At 72.7% G+C, this 18,143-nt stretch carries 15 protein-coding genes; 9 read left to right on the forward strand and 6 right to left on the reverse strand.

Annotated features, from left to right (window positions below; genetic code table 11):
• Positions 1 to 306: 306 nt before the first annotated feature.
• The gene (locus tag ElP_RS04205; protein ID WP_145267438.1) at positions 307 to 1,113 is read right to left on the reverse strand and encodes a hypothetical protein; all 807 of its coding nucleotides are present in this window, start codon (positions 1,111 to 1,113) and stop codon (positions 307 to 309) included.
• On the reverse strand, positions 1,110 to 1,988 hold the full coding sequence (locus ElP_RS04210) for a glycosyltransferase (RefSeq protein ID WP_145267439.1): 879 nt from the start codon (positions 1,986 to 1,988) through the stop codon (positions 1,110 to 1,112). The genes ElP_RS04205 and ElP_RS04210 overlap by 4 nt, the downstream gene beginning before the upstream one ends.
• 265 nt (positions 1,989 to 2,253) lie before the next feature.
• Here ElP_RS04210 and ElP_RS04215 point away from each other — a divergent pair, with 265 nt between their 5' ends.
• Both ElP_RS04215 and ElP_RS04220 read left to right on the forward strand, forming a co-directional pair.
• Positions 2,254 to 3,081, forward strand: a complete 828-nt coding sequence (locus tag ElP_RS04215) for a hypothetical protein (RefSeq protein ID WP_145267440.1) — start codon at positions 2,254 to 2,256, stop codon at positions 3,079 to 3,081.
• Positions 3,082 to 3,255: 174 nt separating this feature from the next.
• Positions 3,256 to 4,587, forward strand: coding sequence for a DegT/DnrJ/EryC1/StrS family aminotransferase (locus ElP_RS04220; RefSeq protein ID WP_145267441.1), 1,332 nt, complete (start codon positions 3,256 to 3,258; stop codon positions 4,585 to 4,587).
• 129 nt (positions 4,588 to 4,716) lie between these two features.
• On the opposite strand, the gene ElP_RS04225 is transcribed toward ElP_RS04220, so the two are convergent.
• The 4 genes from ElP_RS04225 to ElP_RS04240 form a co-directional block, all read right to left on the reverse strand.
• Entirely contained in the window at positions 4,717 to 5,706 is a 990-nt protein-coding gene (locus ElP_RS04225; RefSeq protein ID WP_145267442.1) for a sugar phosphate isomerase/epimerase family protein, read from the reverse strand.
• Positions 5,707 to 5,839: 133 nt separating this feature from the next.
• Positions 5,840 to 7,234: a PepSY-associated TM helix domain-containing protein gene (locus tag ElP_RS04230; protein WP_145267443.1), complete on the reverse strand. Its 1,395-nt coding sequence runs from the start codon at positions 7,232 to 7,234 to the stop codon at positions 5,840 to 5,842.
• Positions 7,235 to 7,314: 80 nt separating this feature from the next.
• Positions 7,315 to 7,833 carry a hypothetical protein gene (locus ElP_RS04235; protein WP_145267444.1) on the reverse strand — a complete coding sequence of 173 codons (519 nt, stop codon included), beginning with the start codon at positions 7,831 to 7,833 and terminating at the stop codon, positions 7,315 to 7,317.
• Between the two features lie 53 nt (positions 7,834 to 7,886).
• Positions 7,887 to 8,783: a DUF1559 family PulG-like putative transporter gene (locus tag ElP_RS04240; RefSeq protein WP_197446700.1), complete on the reverse strand. Its 897-nt coding sequence runs from the start codon at positions 8,781 to 8,783 to the stop codon at positions 7,887 to 7,889.
• 507 nt (positions 8,784 to 9,290) lie between these two features.
• On the opposite strand from ElP_RS04240, the gene ElP_RS04245 reads away from it, so the two are divergent.
• The 7 genes from ElP_RS04245 (at position 9,291) to ElP_RS04275 (ending at position 18,083) form a co-directional block, all read left to right on the forward strand.
• On the forward strand, positions 9,291 to 9,899 hold the full coding sequence (locus ElP_RS04245; protein ID WP_145267446.1) for a 3-keto-disaccharide hydrolase: 609 nt from the start codon (positions 9,291 to 9,293) through the stop codon (positions 9,897 to 9,899).
• Between the two features lie 84 nt (positions 9,900 to 9,983).
• Positions 9,984 to 10,955: an aldo/keto reductase gene (locus ElP_RS04250; protein WP_145267447.1), complete on the forward strand. Its 972-nt coding sequence runs from the start codon at positions 9,984 to 9,986 to the stop codon at positions 10,953 to 10,955.
• A 40-nt stretch (positions 10,956 to 10,995) separates the two neighbouring features.
• Positions 10,996 to 11,904 carry a hypothetical protein gene (locus ElP_RS04255; RefSeq protein WP_145267448.1) on the forward strand — a complete coding sequence of 303 codons (909 nt, stop codon included), beginning with the start codon at positions 10,996 to 10,998 and terminating at the stop codon, positions 11,902 to 11,904.
• Positions 11,905 to 11,968: 64 nt separating this feature from the next.
• On the forward strand, positions 11,969 to 13,495 hold the full coding sequence (locus ElP_RS04260; protein ID WP_145267449.1) for an ArnT family glycosyltransferase: 1,527 nt from the start codon (positions 11,969 to 11,971) through the stop codon (positions 13,493 to 13,495).
• Positions 13,473 to 14,297, forward strand: a complete 825-nt coding sequence (panB, locus tag ElP_RS04265; RefSeq protein WP_145267450.1) for a 3-methyl-2-oxobutanoate hydroxymethyltransferase — start codon at positions 13,473 to 13,475, stop codon at positions 14,295 to 14,297. The genes ElP_RS04260 and panB overlap by 23 nt, the downstream gene beginning before the upstream one ends.
• Before the next feature lie 265 nt (positions 14,298 to 14,562).
• The gene (gene hisD / locus ElP_RS04270) at positions 14,563 to 15,948 is read left to right on the forward strand and encodes a histidinol dehydrogenase (protein ID WP_145267451.1); all 1,386 of its coding nucleotides are present in this window, start codon (positions 14,563 to 14,565) and stop codon (positions 15,946 to 15,948) included.
• A gap of 140 nt (positions 15,949 to 16,088) precedes the next feature.
• Positions 16,089 to 18,083, forward strand: coding sequence for a metallophosphoesterase (locus ElP_RS04275; protein ID WP_145267452.1), 1,995 nt, complete (start codon positions 16,089 to 16,091; stop codon positions 18,081 to 18,083).
• Positions 18,084 to 18,143 lie beyond the last annotated feature (60 nt).

Genomic DNA, 18,143 nt, shown 5'->3' on the forward strand with positions numbered 1-18,143 from the left:
GACCGAGATGTCGACGCCCCGACCGGACACCCCGTCCGCCTCCACGGGCGGCCCCGCCGACTCCGTCGTCGCAAGGGGCGGGGGGAACGGTCCGGGGAAGTGCGACATGGGTCAGACACGACCCAACGAGCCATCATACGATGGAATGGCGACAACGGCCCGGTGCTCGTGCCCGGAAGTCGGCGAGGATTGCGGAATTGACCCGGCTGACGGCCTCGCGGGCCCGACCCCCGGAGGCCGGGCATCCGAAGATCGAGTCCGGCCTCCCGGGAGACCGGGGCGGGCCGCGTCCCGTCCCGTCGGGGCTCAGGACCCGGCAGCCTCGCCCTCTTCGGGGGGATCGTCGACGATCCGGACGTGCAGGCGGAGGGCCTCGATCAGCCGGGAGAAGCTCTCGGCCGAGAGGGACTCGGGGGCCCGGACCCGGACGACCTTGCCGGAGTCGACGCCCCAGAGGCGGAGGTCGAACCGGACGCCGTCGGGGGGATCCGGCGGGGACCGTCGGGCGGCCGGGGCGGTCGGGGGCTCCGGGGCCGGGGTCGGGGTCGGAGGGGGAGGGGCGGTGAGGGGCCCGGGGGCCCCTCCGGGCCGGAGGAAGCCGTCGTCGGCGAGCACGCCGGCGAACCTCGAGGTCTCGACGAAGCTCTCGGCGGCGATCAGCTTGGCCGAGGCGGTGATCTGGTAGCTGTGGTAGAGCAGGTTCGCCAGGCGCTCGGGATCGGGGACCCGGCGGTCGGCCAGCCGGACGAGCAGGTCGGCGTAGAGCGGGGAGGCCTTCATCGCCTCCCGATGCAGCCGGGGGAGGTCCGCGGGGTCGACCGGGTGCAGGATGGACCGGGCCAGGGGCGTGATCCGGTAGGAGGAGCCCTCCAGCGCCACCAGGCCGAACTGCCGGGCGGCGCTGAGGCGGGAGGAGAAGGTGCGGGTCTTGATGCTCTCGAAGCCCATCGAGGCGGCGATCGCCTCGGCCGAGGTCCCGTCGAGGCCGTGGTCGTCGATGAACCGGGCCAGCTCGATGGCCTCGGGCAGCGGGGCCCCGGGGTACCGGGCGCTGCGCTCGCGACGGCCCCGGGCGGGGACGTCGTCGGGTTCGGTCGGGTTGCTGTCGCTCACGGGGCCCCCCCGATCGCCTCTCGACGGGCGAGCGTCACCGCCGCCGAGAGCACCGCGGCGAGGAAGAAGAGGACGGCGGCGATCCAGGGCGCGTCGCTCCCCGACGCCACCCCCGCGACCGCCAGGCCCGCCGAGAGCAGCAGCAACAGCCGCCAGGGGCGGAGCCGGACGCCCAGGCGGAGGATCATCTCCAGGATCCGGCAGCCGTCCCGGAGGGCCCGGAGCTTGCTCGACGAGCCGGGGATCCGGGGCCGGTACGGCACCGGCGCCTCGACGACGCGGAGCCCCCGACCGATGGCCTCGCCGGCCAGTTCGGTCTCGATCTCGAAGCCGGAGGAACTCAGCCGCATCGCCCGCATCGCCGATCGGCCGAAGACGCGGTAGCCGGAGAGCAGGTCGGAGGTCCCCGGGCCGACGAGGACGCGGAACGCCAGGCCGATGAACGCGTTGCCCACCCCCCGGATCGGCGACATGGCCTTCGAGCCCGGCCCGCCCTCGGGGCGACGGACGCCGACGGCCAGGTCGGCCCGGCCTTCGAGCACCGGGGAGAGCAGCGGGCCGACGGCCGAGGCGGGATAGGTCCCGTCCCCGTCGATCATGACCACGGCGTCCCGGTCGGCCAGCTCGGCGAACATCCGGCGGACGACGTGCCCCTTGCCCTGCTCGGGGACGGGCACGACCCGGGCCCCCCGGCCGGAGGCGATGGGGCCGCTGCCGTCGGTGGAGTTGTTGTCGAAGACGACGACCTCGGCCCCCGGCAGGCCCCCCCGCCACTCGTCGACCACGGCGCCGATGGCGGCCGCCTCGTTGAAGCAGGGGATGGCGACGGCCACGGCCGGGCCCGGGGTTGGGGCGGGATCGCTCAGGTCTTCCATCGGGCTCGCCGGGCGTTCGGGCTGCGCCCCTCGACCGGGAGACGCGACCCCGCCATTGTCCCGACAACCGGCCGTCGAGGCAACGAGGGCCCGCCCCCGAGTCGGGCCGACGGGGGAGTCAACCGGGCCGGGCCGCCTCGGGGGAGTCGGCTCCGCTTGCCGGATCGGCCGGGATCTGCTACGAAGCCGGCCCGGACATGCCCGGAGATGCCCGGATCCACCCGGGTGGCCGGGCATCGGCCGGGGGACGCGGGGGGTCGTACTCGTGGAAGGCGATCGGGACGACGTGCGGTTCTCCGGCGACCTGACCGACCCCTGGGTCCGGGCCCTGCTCTCGGCGATGCCGGTCGGGACCGAGATCCTCGACGGGCCCGAGCTGCCGGGAGTCCGGCCGGGGGGCGACCGCCCCGGCGTGGTGGTGCTGCACCGGCCGAACCTGGGGGCGGCCGAGGCCGACCGGCTCCGGGCCTGGCGGGCCGGCGGGAACGGGCCGAGGGTGGTGCTGGTCGCCGGCCGACACGTGAGGTATCACCACCTGATGGCGTGGTCGGGGCTGGTCGACGCCGTGCTGCCCGAGGCGACCGCCCGCGAGACGATCGCCCGGCACCTCCGGCCCGACGCCCCCCGACGGCGAGACGGGGGGGGGGGGCAGGTGGCGATCGCCAGCGGTCAGGACGAGCTGGCCCGGATGCTGGGGGAGGTGCTCGACTCGGCCGGGTACGCCACGGCCCGACGCCGAGACGACCCGGTCTCGGGGGACGAGCCCTGGGTGGTCTGGGACGTGCCCGTCCTGGAGCCGGGGTGGTCCGACCGGCTCGCCGGGGCCGCCCAGCGCCGGGGGGTGGTCGCGCTGCTGGGCATGGCCGATCGGGAGCTGGTCGCCGAGGCCAGGCGATGCGGCGCCGTCGCCTGCCTGGACCTGCCCTGCGACCCCGACGACCTCGTCTTCGTGCTCGACCGCCTCACCTCCCGGGCCCGGGACGCCGGGCCTTCCCGGTCGAGGAGCAGGCCTCACGGGCCCCAGGGACACCGTCCCCGGTCGCTGCCGGGAGGGGCCCGGACGGGGACCCGGCGGACGGATGCCGGGCGATGAGGGGAGGCAAATGGCCGGGGCCGGGACCGGCCTCCGCAGAGGCATGGGGTGGCGGGGGGGAGGTGAGTCCGGTAGGCTCGGCGGGGCGATCGGCGGCGTGACCCGGGGCGGAGGCGTGGTCGACCGATCGTCCCGGCCCGACCCCCGAGATCCGCCGCGCGGAGGCCTCGCCCGATGACCCCGTCCTTCTCCAGACGAACCCTGATTGGGGCCTCGACGGCCCTGGGAATGATCGCCCGGCCCGGCCGGGTCCGGGGCTCGACCCCGAATGCGAAGCCGGCGGTGCTCGGCGGCGAGCCGGTCCGGAAGAAGGCGTTCCCGGGCTGGCCGATCGTCGGCGACGAGGACGTGTCGGCGCTGGTCGACGTGCTGAGGTCGGGGGCCTGGTACCGGGGCAGCGGCGACCGCGTCCGGCGGTTCGAGGCCGAGTGGGCCGACCGGCTGGGGGTGTCGCACTGCGTGGCGACCGCCAACGGGACGAGCGCCCTCATCACGGCGATGAACGCCCTGGAGGTGGGGCCGGGGGACGAGGTGATCGTCCCGCCGTATACCTTCGTGGCGACGGTCAACGCGGTCCTCATCCAGCACGCCCTGCCGGTCTTCGTGGACGTGGACCCGGAGACCTCCCAGATCGACGCCTCGAAGATCGCGGGGGCGATCACCGACCGGACCCGGGCGATCGTGCCGGTTCACATCGGCGGCAACCCGGCCGACCTGGACGCCGTGATGGCGGTCGCCCGGGATCGCGGGATCCCGGTGGTGGAGGACGCCTGCCAGGCCCACCTGGCCGAGTGGCGGGGGAAGAAGGTGGGGACGATCGGCGACCTCGGCTGCTTCTCCTTCCAGAACAGCAAGAACCTGACCTCGGGCGAGGGGGGCGCGGTGCTGACCGACGACGCCCGCCTGCACGCCGAGTGCCTGAGCTTCCAGAACAACGGCCGTTCCGAAGGGGACATGCCCGGCACCTTCGGCCGCAACGGGGCGAACCTGAGGCTGACGGAGTTCCAGGGGGCCTTGCTCTCGACCCAGCTGACGAGGCTGGAGTCGCAGGCCCGCACCCGGGAGCAGAACGCGGCGTCCCTGTCGGCACTCCTCGACGAGATCCCCGGCGTCACCCCGGCCCGGATGCACGAGGGGACGACCCGGAACGCATATCACCTCTACATGTTCCGCTACGACCCGGCGGAGTTCGCCGGGCTGCCGCGCTCCGGGTTCCTGAAGGCGATGGCGGCGGAAGGGATCCCCGCCTCGGGCGGCTACTCGCCGCTGTACCGGGAGCCGTTCCTGAGGCGGACGCTCGAATCGAGGGCCTTCCGGGCCTCCTTCCCGTCCAGCACGCTGGCGGAATACGAGGAGCGCCTCGACCTGCCGGGCAACGAGCGGCTCTGCGAGGAGGCGGTCTGGCTCACCCAGTCGATGCTGCTCGGCACCCGGCAGGACATGGAGCAGGTCGCCGAGGCGATCCGCAAGATCCGGGCGCATGCATCGGAGATCGCCAAGGCCTGAGCCGGGAGGGCCCCCCTCGCCCGACGGCGACCCGGGGCGATCCGTTGCGGGGGACGACGACGGGCCGCGTCCCGGGGGGGACGAGGCCCGGCTGGGGAGGTGGAGGCATCCTCGACGATCGCCGATCGGTCAGGCGGTCGGGGAGTACTGGGCGCCCCTGAGCGAGTCGAGCAGGGACTTGGCGGCCTTGATCCCGTCGGCCTCGGAGAGGCGGCTGCCCTCGTACTCGATGCCGACGAAGCCGTCGTAGCCGGCGTCGGTGACGATCTTCATGATGCGGGGGAAGTCGAGGTAGGCCTCGCCGCCGCCCTCCCCGAAGTCGTAGCACTTGGCCGAGACGCCCTTGGCGTAGGGCATCAGGCGGGCGATGGCGTCGTAGATGTCGATGGCGTAGACGTGCTCGTCGCGGGGCCCGTTGGTGGCGAAGTTGCCGAAGTCGGGCAGGGTGCCGAAGTTGTCCATGCCCACCCCCTTGATCAGGGCGATCAGGGCGTCGGGGTCGCTGGAGGGGCCGCCGTGGTTCTCGCAGATGATGTTGATGCCCCGGGACTTGCCGTACTCGGCCAGGGCGGAGCAGCCGTCGGCGGCGGCGGCCACGTCGGTGGCGCTGTAGTTGTCGCCGGTGTTCACCCGGATCGAGTGGCAGCCGAGGGCCTCGGCGGCGTCGACCCACTTCTTGTGGTCCTCGACGGACTGGTTGCGCTTGGCGGTGTCGGCGTCGGAGAGGGATCCCTCGCCGTCGATCATGATGAGCAGGCAGGCGACGCCCTGGTCGGCGGCCGCCTTCTTCAGCTCGGCCAGGTAGGAGTCGTCCCGGGCCTTGTCCTTGAAGAACTGGTTGACGAACTCGACCCCCTCGATGCCGAACTCCTCCCGGGCGTCCCGGGGGAAGCCGAGGTTGGCCTTGGCGGGGTCGCCGCTCTCGAAGTAGCGCTTGTGGAGCGACCACTCGGCCAGGGAGATCTTGTAGTCGCCGATCTTGCCCGCCGTCGGCGATCCGGAGACGTCCTGCGAGGCGAGCAGCAGGCCGGGCCGGAGGCCGAGGCCGAGGCCGAGGGCGGCGCCTCCGGCGAGGGTGCCTCGGAGGAGGTCGCGGCGGGAGAGGATGCGGTCGGTCATCGGGGATGGCTCCGGATGGTTGGCGGTGAGGGCGCGATCGCCCTCAATGGGCCGAGTCTAGCGCCGGAGGGGGCGGCGGTCAATCGGCCGGGGAGGCCGCCAATCCGGGGGTGCCACCCCTCGTCTTCGCCGGTCAGGCCGGGGCGGGGGACTGCCTCGCAAGGGCCCGTCGGACAACCCCGACGATCGCCTCTCCCGTCAGGATGAGGAGGATGCTCGCCCCGACGACCGGCAGCAGGAGCGAGAGGGCCGCGATCGCGGCGACCAGCCCTCGGGGCACCGGCCGGTCGGGCCGCCTGGGGAAGCCGGCCCGGCCGGCCGGCCGCCGGATCCACCACATCCAGAGGCCCGTGACCGGCATCGCCGCCAGCACGAGGCAGGCGACGAGCCAGATCACCTTGGTCGTCGGCCCGAGCACGCTGCCGACGTGGAGCGGGTAGGCCCAGCCGTGCCACCAGTAGCGCTCGTCCTCCGCCAGCGTCGAATGCGACACCATCCGGCCGTCGCGGCGGTCCAGCTCGAACCGGGCGGAGACGAACGGGCCGTACGAGTTGTCGTAGTCGTTGCCGGCCGAGAGGGAGAAGGTCCGCGAACCCGGCTCGGGGAGGGTGATGAACAGGTTGCGGTCGGGGTATCGTGCCCGGGCCAGGGCCTCGATCCGATCCAGTGACAGCGCCGGCATGGGCGTCGGATCCGGGTCGCCCCGGACCGCCGCCGACGTCGAGGGCGTGCCGCCGCCCGACGCCTCGGGGCGACCTCGGGTCGCCCGGTGGAAGGCCTCTCCCCAGACGAGGCAGTAGAAAAGCCCCGAGACGGCGATGACCGCGACCGGCGCCAGCAGGTAGAACCCGAGGACCGTGTGCAGGTCGCGCAGAACCGTGTAGGGCTTCGCGCGAAACCTTGCCCACCAGACGCCGGCCGGACCGCCTCCCCGTCGGGGCCACCAGAGGTAGAGGCCCGTCGCCAGCAGGAGGATCGTCCAGCCGACCGTCAGCTCGACGACCAGCCGTCCCGGCCAGCCGGCGAGCAGCTCGCGGTGGATCTTCAGGACGGTCGTGAAGAAGGCCTCGGTCCAGCCTGGCCGATCGGGGTCGATCGCCCCGAGCGGCCGGGCCCGAAAGGGGTCGACGTGGACCGCTAGGGCCCCCCGTCCCTCGCCGAGCCGGACGACCGACGATCGCCCGGGATCGGCCGGCAGCTCGATCGAGGCCGGCGGCCGTCCCGGGAAGGCCTCGACCGCGGCGTCGACCTGGGCCTGGGCTCCCGCACGTTCTCCGGCAGGGGCGACGAACCGGAGGTCGGCGTGGGCGAGGTTCTCGATCTCCGAGCGGAAGATGTACAGGGCGCCGGTGATCGTCACGACGAGCAGGGTCGGCGCCACGAGGATCCCGGCGTAGAAGTGCCAGCGCCAGATCATCCGGTAGAGGCTCCCCGACGGGGCCGCGACCCGCTTCGGCAGGGTCGACGGCCGGCGGGCCTGCCCGGCCGACGGCCGGGTCGCCTCGGGGGTCATGGGGGCGGGGTTCACGAGGAGGTCCCGGCAGTGGGTGGGGTGGTCCGTTCATCGATGGTCTCCCTCCCGAGGCCGAGCCGCGGGAGGGCGGGTCGTCAGGGGAGGGGCTGCCTGGGGGTCGCGTCGGCGACGCCGAGCATCTCCGGCCCGGCGGCCCGGCCCGGCTTCGGGCCCGGCGGGGCAACCGACGAGTCGGTCAGCTCGATCGGCGGCAAGGCGTTCTCGCCCTCGTCGATGGTGACCTTCCAGCTCGACCGGCCGGGGTCGGCGTATCGGAATCCCAGGCGGTCCGTCATGGAAGGCACGGTGGGGTCGTCCGGCCAGGTGACCGTGACGGCGTACTCGCCGGCGGGTGCGCCGTCGCCTGCCTCGTAGGTCGTCAGCGCGAACGTGCCGTCCTCGGCCACCAGGCCCCACGGCCGGGAGTTCCGCTCGTCCGGCGCCGGGCCGACCGGGTGGAGCTGCACGAGCGCCCCGGCCGGGGCCTGGCCGTTGACCGAGATCCGGCCCGAGGCCGGGTGGGTGTCGGCCTCCCAGCCCCGGCCGCAGCCGGGGGCCGTCAGGGCGATCAGCAGGGCGGGGAGGGCGATCGGGAATCGAGTGGGGTGCCGCATGGGAGTCGTCGCTCGGGCCTGGGGGGAAGGGGCCGTGGTCGGCGTGGGGAGGGTCAGAACTCGCCGGGGATCTCGCCGCCGTCTCGCGAGCTGAGGGCGCCGATCACCTCCAGCGAGACCTGCTGCCTGACGAACCGGACGGAGCCGTCCCCCATCCCCATGCTCATTCCGCCGGGGTGGAACGAGTAGGCCGCCCCGTACCAATTGCTGACGTTGATCACCGAGGAGCCGACGAACCAGACGACGTTCGGCGGACCACCAGCCTGGTCGAGCGAGATGAACACGGGGAAGAACCAGCCGCCGTTGGATCGGCCGGCCCAGGCCTCGGTGATCGTGCCCCAGGGGGCGGCGCCGTAGTAGTCCCAGGTCTGGCCGCCGGGCTCCATCACGCCGTGGACGTACCAGCGGGCCCGGCCGGCCGACTCGTACAGGAGGCACGTGTTCGAGAGCCCGTCCCGGAACTGGGAGAAGCGGGCGTACTGGCCCAGCTCGAAGGCGGCGTGGTGCTGGCTCCAGTTGGTGGCGCTCCGGGGCACGGTGTAGGCGCTCGGCGAGAAACCGGCGGCCGACAGCTCCCCCGAATGCGGGTCGGACGGGCAGGTCAGCACGTCCAGCCGGGAGGCGGTCACGGTCGTGTTGCTCGCATGGTCCCAGACCACGTCGAAGTTGTACGAGTCGGCCAGGCTGGCCTGCTCGACGAACGGGAGGATCGAGACGAACGGGGCCGCCGCGCCCTCCACCCGGACGCCGGGAAGCGTCCCGAACGCGTCGTGATAGCCGTGCATCGCCAGGCCGAGCTGCTTGAGGTTGTTGGTGCACTGGGCGCGTCGGGCCGCCTCCCGGGCGGCCTGCACCGCCGGCAAGAGCAGGGCGATCAGCACCCCGATGATCGCGATGACGACCAGCAGCTCGATCAGCGTGAAGCCACGCTCGTCGACTCGATTCCGCATGAGACCCTCCCCTCCCGGGTGTCGAACTGCGTCGGCGGCCGGCATTGGCCGCCGGGACTGACTCTCTGTATTGATTGGGATTGAGATTCAGTCTCAATTGATTGGATAGAGAGTATGTCAGAGACAGGACCCCGGAAGCAAGGGGGTGTTACCCGACCTGGCCCGGAATCGGCGGCCGATCTGCTGTTGCCCGGGCCCGGACCTCGCGAGGGACGCGCAACAAACCGCCCCCGACGAGGCCAATCGCCCTCCACGCCCGCCCGAAGGCCTGATCACGGGATTGGCCGGGAAGCCGGCCCTTTCGTGACCGACCGGGGAAAGGTGCGACGAGCCCCGTTGGGCGACGGCCGGCGATTCCGGGGCACGTTGCGAACCGCGCCGGCGACCGTCGGCGATCTGCTCCCGTGACATCGGGGCGGCTTCGCGGTCTAATCGGGAGGTCGGCGCCCGGCCGTTGGGCGTCGCCGGAGACTTCTCGACTCGCGACCGCACCGCGGAGACCCCACCGTGACCTCCCCCACCGCCGCCGCGGCCCTGGCCGCCCTGCTGCTCGCCCCCTCGGCCTCAGCCCAGGACGACCGCCCGATCAACACCCCTCCCGAGGGCTTCACCGCCCTGTTCAACGGCGAGGATCTCTCGAACTGGAAGGCCGACGGCGATGTCGCCGAGCACTGGACGGTGGTGGACGGCGTCCTCCACTACGACGGCAAGGGCGAGAGCCTCGTCACGGCGAAGGACTACGGCGACTTCGAGCTGTTCGTCGACTGGAAGACCGGCCCCGAGGCCGACTCGGGGATCTACCTCCGGGGCAAGCCCCAGGTCCAGATCTGGGACCGCCCCGACGTCGGCTCCGGCGGCCTGTTCAACAACAAGGTCGGCGAGAGCAACCCCCTGACCGTGGCCGACAACCCGATCGGCGAGTGGAATACCTTCCACATCATCATGGAGGGGGAGAAGGTCACGGTTTTCCTCAACGGCGAGAAGGTCGTCGACGACGTGGTGCTGGAGAACTGGCCCGACTACGAGGGCCCCATCCCGGCGACCGGGACCATCGAGCTGCAGCACCACGGCAACCCGCTGGAGTTCCGGAACATCTACATCAAGGAACTCGACTGAATTCGGCATCTCCGGCCGGTCCCCCGGGGCGGGCGCCTCGCCCGCCCCGGGAGGCCGGCGGGCCGAGGGAATCCGAGGGGCACGATGCAATACCGGACGTTCGGGAGGACCGGGTGGTCCGTCTCCGAGATCGGCTACGGGATGTGGGGCATGGGGGGCTGGACCGGCTCCGACGACGACGAGTCGATGGCCAGCCTGCACCGCGCCGTGGAGCTCGGCTGCAACTTCTTCGACACCGCCTGGGGCTACGGCGAGGGGCACAGCGAGGGGCTGCTCGGGCGACTGGTGAAGGACCACCCCGACCGGCCGCTCTACGTCGCCACCAAGCTGCCGCCGAAGAACTTCACCTGGCCCTCCCGCCGCGAATTCACCCTCGACGACTGCTTCCCGCCCGACCACATCCGGGAATACGCCGAGAAGTGCCTGGGCAACCTCGGCCTGCCGCACATCGACCTGCTCCAGTTCCACGTCTGGGAGGACTCCTGGGCGAAGGACGAGCGCTGGCAGCGCACGATGGACGACCTGAAGCGCGAGGGCCTGGTCAAGGCGGTCGGCATCAGCGTCAATCGGTGGGAGCCCTGGAACGGGCTCGAGGCGATCCGGACCTGGATGATCGACGCGGTCCAGGTGATCTATAACATCTTCGACCAGGCCCCCGAGGACGAGCTGTTCCCCCTCTGCCGGGAGCGGGACGTCGCCGTCATCGCCCGGGTCCCGTTCGACGAGGGGACGCTGGCCGGGGCGATCACCCGGGATTCCCGGTGGCCCGAGGGGGACTGGCGGAACACCTACTTCGTGCCCGAGAACCTGGAGGCCAGCGTCGATCGGGCCGATCGGATCCGCCCCGTGGTGCCGGAGGGGATGACGATGCCCGAGCTGGCCCTCCGGTGGATCCTCGCCGAGCCGACCGTCTCGACGATCATCCCCGGCATGAGGAAGCTCCGACACGTGGAGGCGAACGCCGCCGCCAGCGACGGCCGCCCGTTCGACCCGGCCTTGCACGCCGAGCTGCGCACGCACCGGTGGGACCGCTCGCCGACGGCGTGGTCGCAGTAGGAGAGGGGGAAGGCCGTCTCGAATCGGGAGGCGTACGCCGATGAGTTGGACCGAGGTGGGGATCGCCGTCGCCACTCTGGCCTTCGGCGTGGCGATCGGGATGCTCGTCGGGCTGAGCCGCAGCCCGGTGGTGGGCGTCGTCCTGCCGATCCTCTTCAGCATCATCGGGGGGACCGGCGGGTTCTACTTCTCCAGGGTCAACCTCGGCACCATCGCCGGCCGGAGGGCGGCCCGGTTGGCGTCGGTGGCGGTCTTCCTGCTGTCGGTGGGCACGCTCGTCGGCGTCTGGTCGGGGATCGAGGTGCGGGCGAGGCCCCGCCCCTGGAGCCTGGTCTCCGACGGGCCCGACGCCCTCTTCCCGACCGGCGACCTGGCGTCGGGCGAGGCGATCGAGTGGGTCCTGCTGGACGCGAAGCTGAAGCTGATGGGGCTCGGGACGTCGGAACGACGCGAGATCATCGCCCGGATCCGCCCCGGAGTGGAGCCGGTCGGGCCCGATGAGTTCCGGGGTCGGGTCGCCTCGTTGCTGAAGCGGTTCGAGGCGATCATCCCGGCCGAGGGCGTCGTCAACCTGCGGACGGAATGGACGGACGTGGCCGATCAACTCCGGTCGATCCGGCAGATCCTGCTGTCGTCGGCGGGGGACGTCCGCCCCGAGGTCTTCAAGCCGATCCTCGATGCGACCCGATCCCAGCTGCGGTTTCTCCGGGACGACGACGACGACAAGGCCTACATCGCCGCGAACCCCGAGGTCGAGGCCTCGCTCGAGGCGTTCCAGGTCGGTGTCCTGGACCTCTATCGAGCCGTCGAGGGCTCGGTGTCGGCCGCGAAGCTCGCGAACGAGCGGCTCGACGCGTTCCTCGCCGGCGACTCGTCCGGGGAGCCCGGCAGCCTCCAGTTCGCCCGGGAGCTCGCGGGCGGCCCGGAGGGGCCATTCCCGGGGGGATGACCCTCGGATCGGGGTGACGCCCGGCGCCGGAGATCGGGGACCCGGAACTCGGATCAGGGAAGTGATGCCCGACTCGCTCCCCCCGCGCCAGCGGATCGCCCTGGCGGCGCTGCTGCTGGCGACCTTCGGCCTGAGGGCCTGGGGGGCCGACCAGCCGATCGTCGAGAACTACGTCGGCCGCCAGGTGCCGACGGCGATGGTGGCCCGGAACCTCCAGCGGGGCTCGGGGTTCCTCCGGCCTCGGCTCGACACGGGGCCGTTCCCGAACCTGTTCCTGGTCGAGCCGCCGATCTACGCCTCGGCCGTCGCCGGGTTGGGCGGGGCGACGGGCTGGCCGATCGGCGTGTCGGGTCGCCTGGTGTCGGCGCTGGCGACGACCCTCGGCGCCTGGGGGCTGTTCGGCCTGGTCCGGCGGAGGGAAGGGGGAACGGTCTCCCTGCTGGCGGTCGGCGTCTTCGCGACGATGCCGGTGATGCTCCGCTACGGCCGGGCGGTGCAGCCGGACGCGATGATGATCGGCACCCAGCTCGCCGCGATGCGATGCTGGGACGCCTTCGCCTCGGGGAGGGGGAGGGGATGGCTCGCCTCGGGCTGGCTCCTGCTGGCGACGAGCCTGGCGCTGAAGGTGACCTCGGCGTTCGTCCTCGTGCCGCTGGCGCTGGCGATCCTCGGGGTCGGCAGGAAGGGGCTGATCGTCCTGTCCGCGTCGGCGATCGTCCCGGCGCTGCTCTGGTACCTGCACGCGGCGGGGGTGCTGGCGGAGGGGGAGGGGTCGAGGGCGTCGCTGGACAACGGGCGGATCTGGCTGTCGGCGCTGGTGCCGTCGGCCCTGCTGGAATCCGAGACGTATCGGCCGGCGGCGAGGTATCTTCTGGTCCGGGCCTTCACCCCGATCGGGCTGGTGCTGGCGGTGATCGGGTTGTCGAGGGGGCCGGTCGATCGGCTCTGGTGGATCTGGTTCGCGTCGGCCGGGCTCTCGCTGGTGGCCTTGGCGGGGAAGTGGCATCACGAATACTATTGGATGGTGCTGGCGCCGGTCTTTAGCGTCGGGATCGCCCGGGCGCTGGCGGCGATCCTCGCCCGGGGTCGGGGAGGGCCCCGGACGGCCGGGGCGGCCGGGGCGGCGTTGCTGGCGATGTCGGCGGCGGTCTCGGGCTCGACCTGGCGGACGCCGGTCGAGTGGCGAGGGCTGGCGGAGGCGGCCGAGGCCGTCCGTCGGGTCGTCCCGGAGGGGGCGCTCGTGGTGGCCCCCGAGGCGCTGCTGTACTCGGCCGACCGGCGGGGGTGCCGGCTGGAACTCCCCCCCGAGGCCGCCCGCAGGGCCGCCGGCGAGTGGGGCGGCCGGCTCGACGCCCCGGCCGACCCCCTGGCGCTGGTCGAATTCTACCGGGCCCGGGGCGCCTCCTTCCTCGCCGGCCCCGGGGCCGGGGCCGGGGCGGACCCCGACCCCCGACGGGCCGCGTTCTTCCGGGCGGCCCGGGCACGATACCGAGTGCGGGTCGACCGGCCCGGCGCCTTCGTCGCCGAGCTGGTCCCGGGCCCGGATCCCGACGACGGAGCCTCCCCCCATGTCGACCGACGCCCCCCGTAAGCCCGAGCCCGACGAGGGCCCCGTCACCCCGCCGATGCTCTCGACCTGGAAGCGGGCGGGACGACGGATCTCGGCGCTCACCGCCTACGACTTCACGATGGCCCGCCTGCTCGACCAGGCCGGGATCGACCTCTTGCTGGTCGGCGACTCGATGGGGACCGTGGTGCAGGGGCACCCGACGACGCTCAAGGTGACGCTCGACCAGATGATCTACCACGCCGAGCAGGTCGCCCGGGGGGCGAGCCGGGCCCTGGTCGTCGGGGATCTGCCGTTCGGGACCTACCACGAGTCGATCGGGCAGGCCGTGCGGTCGTCCTGCCGCCTCTTGAAGGAGACGGACTGCCAGGCGGTGAAGCTGGAGGGGGGCCGCCGGATGGCCGGGACGATCCGGGCGCTCGTCGAGGCCGACGTGCCGGTGATGGGCCACGTCGGCCTGACCCCGCAGTCGGTCCGCCACCTCGGCGGCTACAAGGTCCAGCGAGACGCCGACGCCTTGCTGGCCGACGCGGCCGCCGTGGCCGAGGCCGGGGCCTTCGCGCTGGTCCTGGAGTGCATCCCGTCGGAGGTCGCCTCCCGGATCACGGCGGAGGTGCCGATCCCCACGATCGGCATCGGCGCCGGCCCCGCGTGCGACGGCCAGGTGATCGTCACCCCCGACCTGCTCGGCCTGTTCGAGGGCTTCCGGCCGAGGTTCGTCCGCCGCTACGCCGAACTCGGCCGGATCACCAGGGAGGCCGCATCGCGGTACGCCGAGGATGTCCGGGCCGGGGACTTCCCCGGGCCGTCCGAGAGCTATTCGTGAGCCGGCGGGCCCGTCCGAGTCGATCTCGCCGGGGCGGCCCGACCCCGGTCGGGCACCCGGCGATCCGTCGACCTCTCGGCCGCCGTCGAATCCCGCGTGATGGGGCGGCTGCGGCGCCGTACCCCGGCGGGATCGGATCGGCGCCCACCGAGTTGACCACGCCTCGCGGCCGGGTTAGGGTCGGACCCGGCCCGGTGAGGATCCCGGGCACCTTGCCGGGCGCCCTAGAATGGACGCGTCCCGCAGCCGAGCCAGGAACGCGCCGATGCCCCGAACGACCCCGAGCCTGAAGATCCCGCGCATCGACTGTTCGAAAGATGACGCCGTCGGGGCGATCGCCGGGCTCCGGGCCAAGCTCAGCCCGGGCGGGGACGTCGTCAGCCCCCGGGGGAGGGAGCGGACGGTCGCCGTCTTCGGCGAGGCCCTGACGCCGCTCCAGGTCGTCGACCGCATCCTCGCCGACGTCCGGGAGCGGGGGCTCGACGCGGTGCTCGACTACACCGCCAGGCTCGACGGCACGCAGCTCGACCGCTCGACCGTCACCGTCTCCCGGGAGGAGATGGCCGAGGCGTACCGCCAGGCCGACCGCTCGTACCTGAAGACGGTCAAACGGGTCCGGGACAACATCCTCGCCTTCCAGTCGGGCATCCTGCTGCGGGACGCGACTATGAGGCCGTCGCCGGGGGTCGAGCTGACGCTCCGGTACCGGCCGATGCGTCGGGTCGGCGTCTGCGTGCCGGGGGGGGCGGCGGCCTACCCGTCCTCGCTGCTGATGACGGTCGTCCCGGCGCAGGCCGCGGGGGTGGAGGAGATCGCCGTGGTGGTGCCCCCCACCGAATTCGGCGGGTACAACGCGGACCTGCTGGCCGCCTGCCACCTGCTGGGCGTGACGGAGGTCCACCGGATCGGCGGCGCCCAGGCGGTCGGGGCGCTGGCCTACGGGGTGGAGGGGATCCCCCAGGTCGACAAGATCGTCGGCCCCGGCAACCTGTTCGTCGCCCTGGCCAAGCAGAAGGTCTACGGCGAGGTCGACATCGACAGCATCGCCGGCCCCAGCGAGGTCGTCCTGGTCGCCGACTGGACGGCCGAGCCCTCCTTCGTGGCCGCCGACCTCATCAGCCAGGCCGAGCACTCCCCCGGCTCGGCCATCCTGATCACCTGGGAACCCGACCTGATCGACCGCGTGGCCGAGGCCCTCGAATTCCAGCTCGCCCGCCTGAGCCGGGGGGACCTCGCCCGGGACAGCCTGGAGCAGTTCGGCGCCCTGATCCTGGTCCGGGACGAGGACGAGGCCGTCGAGCTGATCAACCGGTTCGCGCCGGAACACCTGCACGTCTCCACGACCGACGCCCACCGCCTGGCGGCCCGCCTGACCGACGCCGGGGCCATCTTCCTCGGCCACCTGACCCCCGTCGCCGTCGGCGACTACGCGGCGGGGCCCTCCCACGTCCTGCCCACCGGGGGCACGGCCCGGTGGGCGTCGGGCCTGTGCTCGAACGACTTCTTGAAGCGGTCGAGCCTCATCCACGTCGACCGGGTCGGCCTGGAACGCCTCGCCCCGGACGTCCGCCTGCTGGCCGACAAGGAGGGGCTGACGGGGCACCGCTACAGCGTCGACGTGCGGCTGGAGGAGCAGGACGGGGCGTCCTGAGGCCGAGCGTTCGGTCGTCGTCCTTCTCGAAATGCCCTCGGGCGGTTCTTCGATTCGACGCGAGGTCACCCTACGATGGGCCTCGCGACGATCGTCGGGTCGTCGCCCCCCGAACCGCCGAGCATCGAGGAGTCCGAACCATGAGTCGAGCCCATTGGCCGAGGGTGGTGGCCGTCGTCGTCGCCCTGATCGGGGCCGTCGCCTCGCCCCCCCGGGCGTCGCGGGCGCACGACGGGCCGCATGACCACGACCACGGCCACGCACACGAGCCCGACGCCCCCGCCGTGTCGAGGTACCCGACCGGCCTGATCCTGCCGGAGATCGAGGGGCCCCGGCCCTGGTCCGAGGCGCCCCACCTCAACGACCCGGACCGCTTCCACATCGCCATCATGACCGACCGCACGGGAGGCCACCGCCCCGGCATCTGGGAGCTGGGGGTCGAGAAGGTCAACCTGCTGAGGCCGGAGTTCGTCGTCAGCGTCGGCGACCTGATCGAGGGCTACACCGAGGACGAGTCCGAGATCGGGCGCCAGTGGGACGAGTTCCTCGGCTTCATCGATCGCATGGAGATGAAGTTCTTCTTCGTCCCCGGGAATCACGACCTGACCAACCCGCTCATGCACCGGATCTGGCGGGAGCACTTCGGCCGGGAGTGGTACTCGTTCGACTACAAGGGCGTCCACTTCGTGGCGATCAACTCCGAGGACCCGCAGCAGCACATCGGCGAGGAGCAACTCGCCTGGCTGGAGGAGGACCTCGCCGCCAATGCCGACGCCCGGTGGACCCTGCTGTTCTTCCACAAGCCGCTCTGGACCTACGCCGAGCGCGAGATGGCCGCCGGCAACCCAGACCCGACCAACTGGAAGCGGGTGGAGGCCATGCTGGGAGACCGGCCGCACACCGTCTTCTCCGGGCACGTCCACCACTACGTGCAATATGATCGCAACGGCATGAATTACTACCACCTCGCCACCACCGGCGGCGGCACCCGGCTGCGGGGGATCCCCTACGGCGAATTCGACCACGTCACCTGGCTGACGATGGAGGCCGACGGCCCCCGGGTCACGCACCTGCTGCTCGACGGCGTTCTCGCCCCCGACGCGGTCACCGAGCAGGGGATCGGCCGATTCCGCGAATTCCTGACCGCGTCGTCCGTGCAGGTCGCGCCGATCCTGCTCACCGAGGGGGAGGGGCTGGCCGAGGGGCGCATCGACGTCCGCCTGGCGAACGAGTTCGACGCGCCCGTCTCCGTCAGCGGGAGCATCGAGGGCCTCCCCCTCCGGGGGCTGACCGTCGACCCGGCCACGCTCGACCTGGCCGCCGGGCCCGGCGAGACGGCCGAGCTGGCCGTCCGCGTCGCCTTCGCCGAGCCCATCCCCTTCGAGGCCCTGGCCGGGACCGTCTTCACCGCGACGATCACCAGCGAAGGCGAGGGCGGCGAGGCCCCGCTGAAGGCCGAGCAGAGCGTCCCGGTGGTGATCGACCGCGGCTTCGAACTGGCCCCCGCCGCCCGGGACATCGCCCTCGACGGCCGGCTCGACGACTGGGGCGAGCTGCGGAACATGCTGCCCGAGGTGCCGGTCGTCCTGGGGGACTCCGAGTCGTGGAACGGCCCCGGTGACGCCGACCTCTCCTTCGACGTGGCGCTCGGGGAGGAGACGCTCTACCTCGCCGCCCGGATCCGGGACGAGGCGGTCGTCCCCGGCGAGGACGCCTTCGAGGTGTTCTGGGATCCCCGCCCGATGGATCGTCGGATGTCCGACCCCCGATACGCTCGGGGCGGTCATCGGTTCCGGATCCCCGCCCCGGCCGACGGCGAGCCGGCCGAAGGGCTGGAGGTGAGGGACCGCGGGGGAGAGCCGACCGGCGGGGGGGCCCGGGCCGTCGCCCGGAGGGTCGAGGGCGGTTATGAGGTCGAGCTGGCCCTGCTGCGCTCGGCCCTGGCCGAGGCGCACGAGGGGACCGACTCCGACTGGTCGACCTTCCAGCTCTCGGCCGTCGTCTCCGACGTCGACGAGCCGGGCGGCGAGCCGGCCCGGGTGCTCTGGCGAGGCACCCCGGACGTCGACACCTCCAACGCCCGGTTCGGCCACTTCGTCCGGACCCCCCCGGCCGATCCCGGCGAGGGCCGCTGAGGCGTCCGGGGATGAGGCCGGGGGCGACGCCGCCCCCGGCCGATCCGATCGCGGGAGATC

This window comes from Tautonia plasticadhaerens (genome assembly GCF_007752535.1).
In the GTDB taxonomy this organism is placed as follows: domain Bacteria; phylum Planctomycetota; class Planctomycetia; order Isosphaerales; family Isosphaeraceae; genus Tautonia; species Tautonia plasticadhaerens.

Bases quoted from the DNA above. Each gene is read 5' to 3' on its own strand.
- hisD (WP_145267451.1), top strand. From the start codon at position 14,563: ATGCCCCGAACGACCCCGAGCCTGAAGATCCCGCGCATCGACTGTTCG.
- ElP_RS04210 (WP_145267439.1), bottom strand. From the start codon at position 1,988: ATGGAAGACCTGAGCGATCCCGCCCCAACCCCGGGCCCGGCCGTGGCC.
- ElP_RS04260 (WP_145267449.1), top strand. From the start codon at position 11,969: ATGCCCGACTCGCTCCCCCCGCGCCAGCGGATCGCCCTGGCGGCGCTG.
- panB (WP_145267450.1), top strand. From the start codon at position 13,473: ATGTCGACCGACGCCCCCCGTAAGCCCGAGCCCGACGAGGGCCCCGTC.
- ElP_RS04225 (WP_145267442.1), bottom strand. From the start codon at position 5,706: ATGACCGACCGCATCCTCTCCCGCCGCGACCTCCTCCGAGGCACCCTC.
- ElP_RS04240 (WP_197446700.1), bottom strand. From the start codon at position 8,783: ATGCGGAATCGAGTCGACGAGCGTGGCTTCACGCTGATCGAGCTGCTG.
- ElP_RS04275 (WP_145267452.1), top strand. From the start codon at position 16,089: ATGAGTCGAGCCCATTGGCCGAGGGTGGTGGCCGTCGTCGTCGCCCTG.
- ElP_RS04255 (WP_145267448.1), top strand. From the start codon at position 10,996: ATGAGTTGGACCGAGGTGGGGATCGCCGTCGCCACTCTGGCCTTCGGC.
- ElP_RS04220 (WP_145267441.1), top strand. From the start codon at position 3,256: ATGACCCCGTCCTTCTCCAGACGAACCCTGATTGGGGCCTCGACGGCC.
- ElP_RS04250 (WP_145267447.1), top strand. From the start codon at position 9,984: ATGCAATACCGGACGTTCGGGAGGACCGGGTGGTCCGTCTCCGAGATC.
- ElP_RS04235 (WP_145267444.1), bottom strand. From the start codon at position 7,833: ATGCGGCACCCCACTCGATTCCCGATCGCCCTCCCCGCCCTGCTGATC.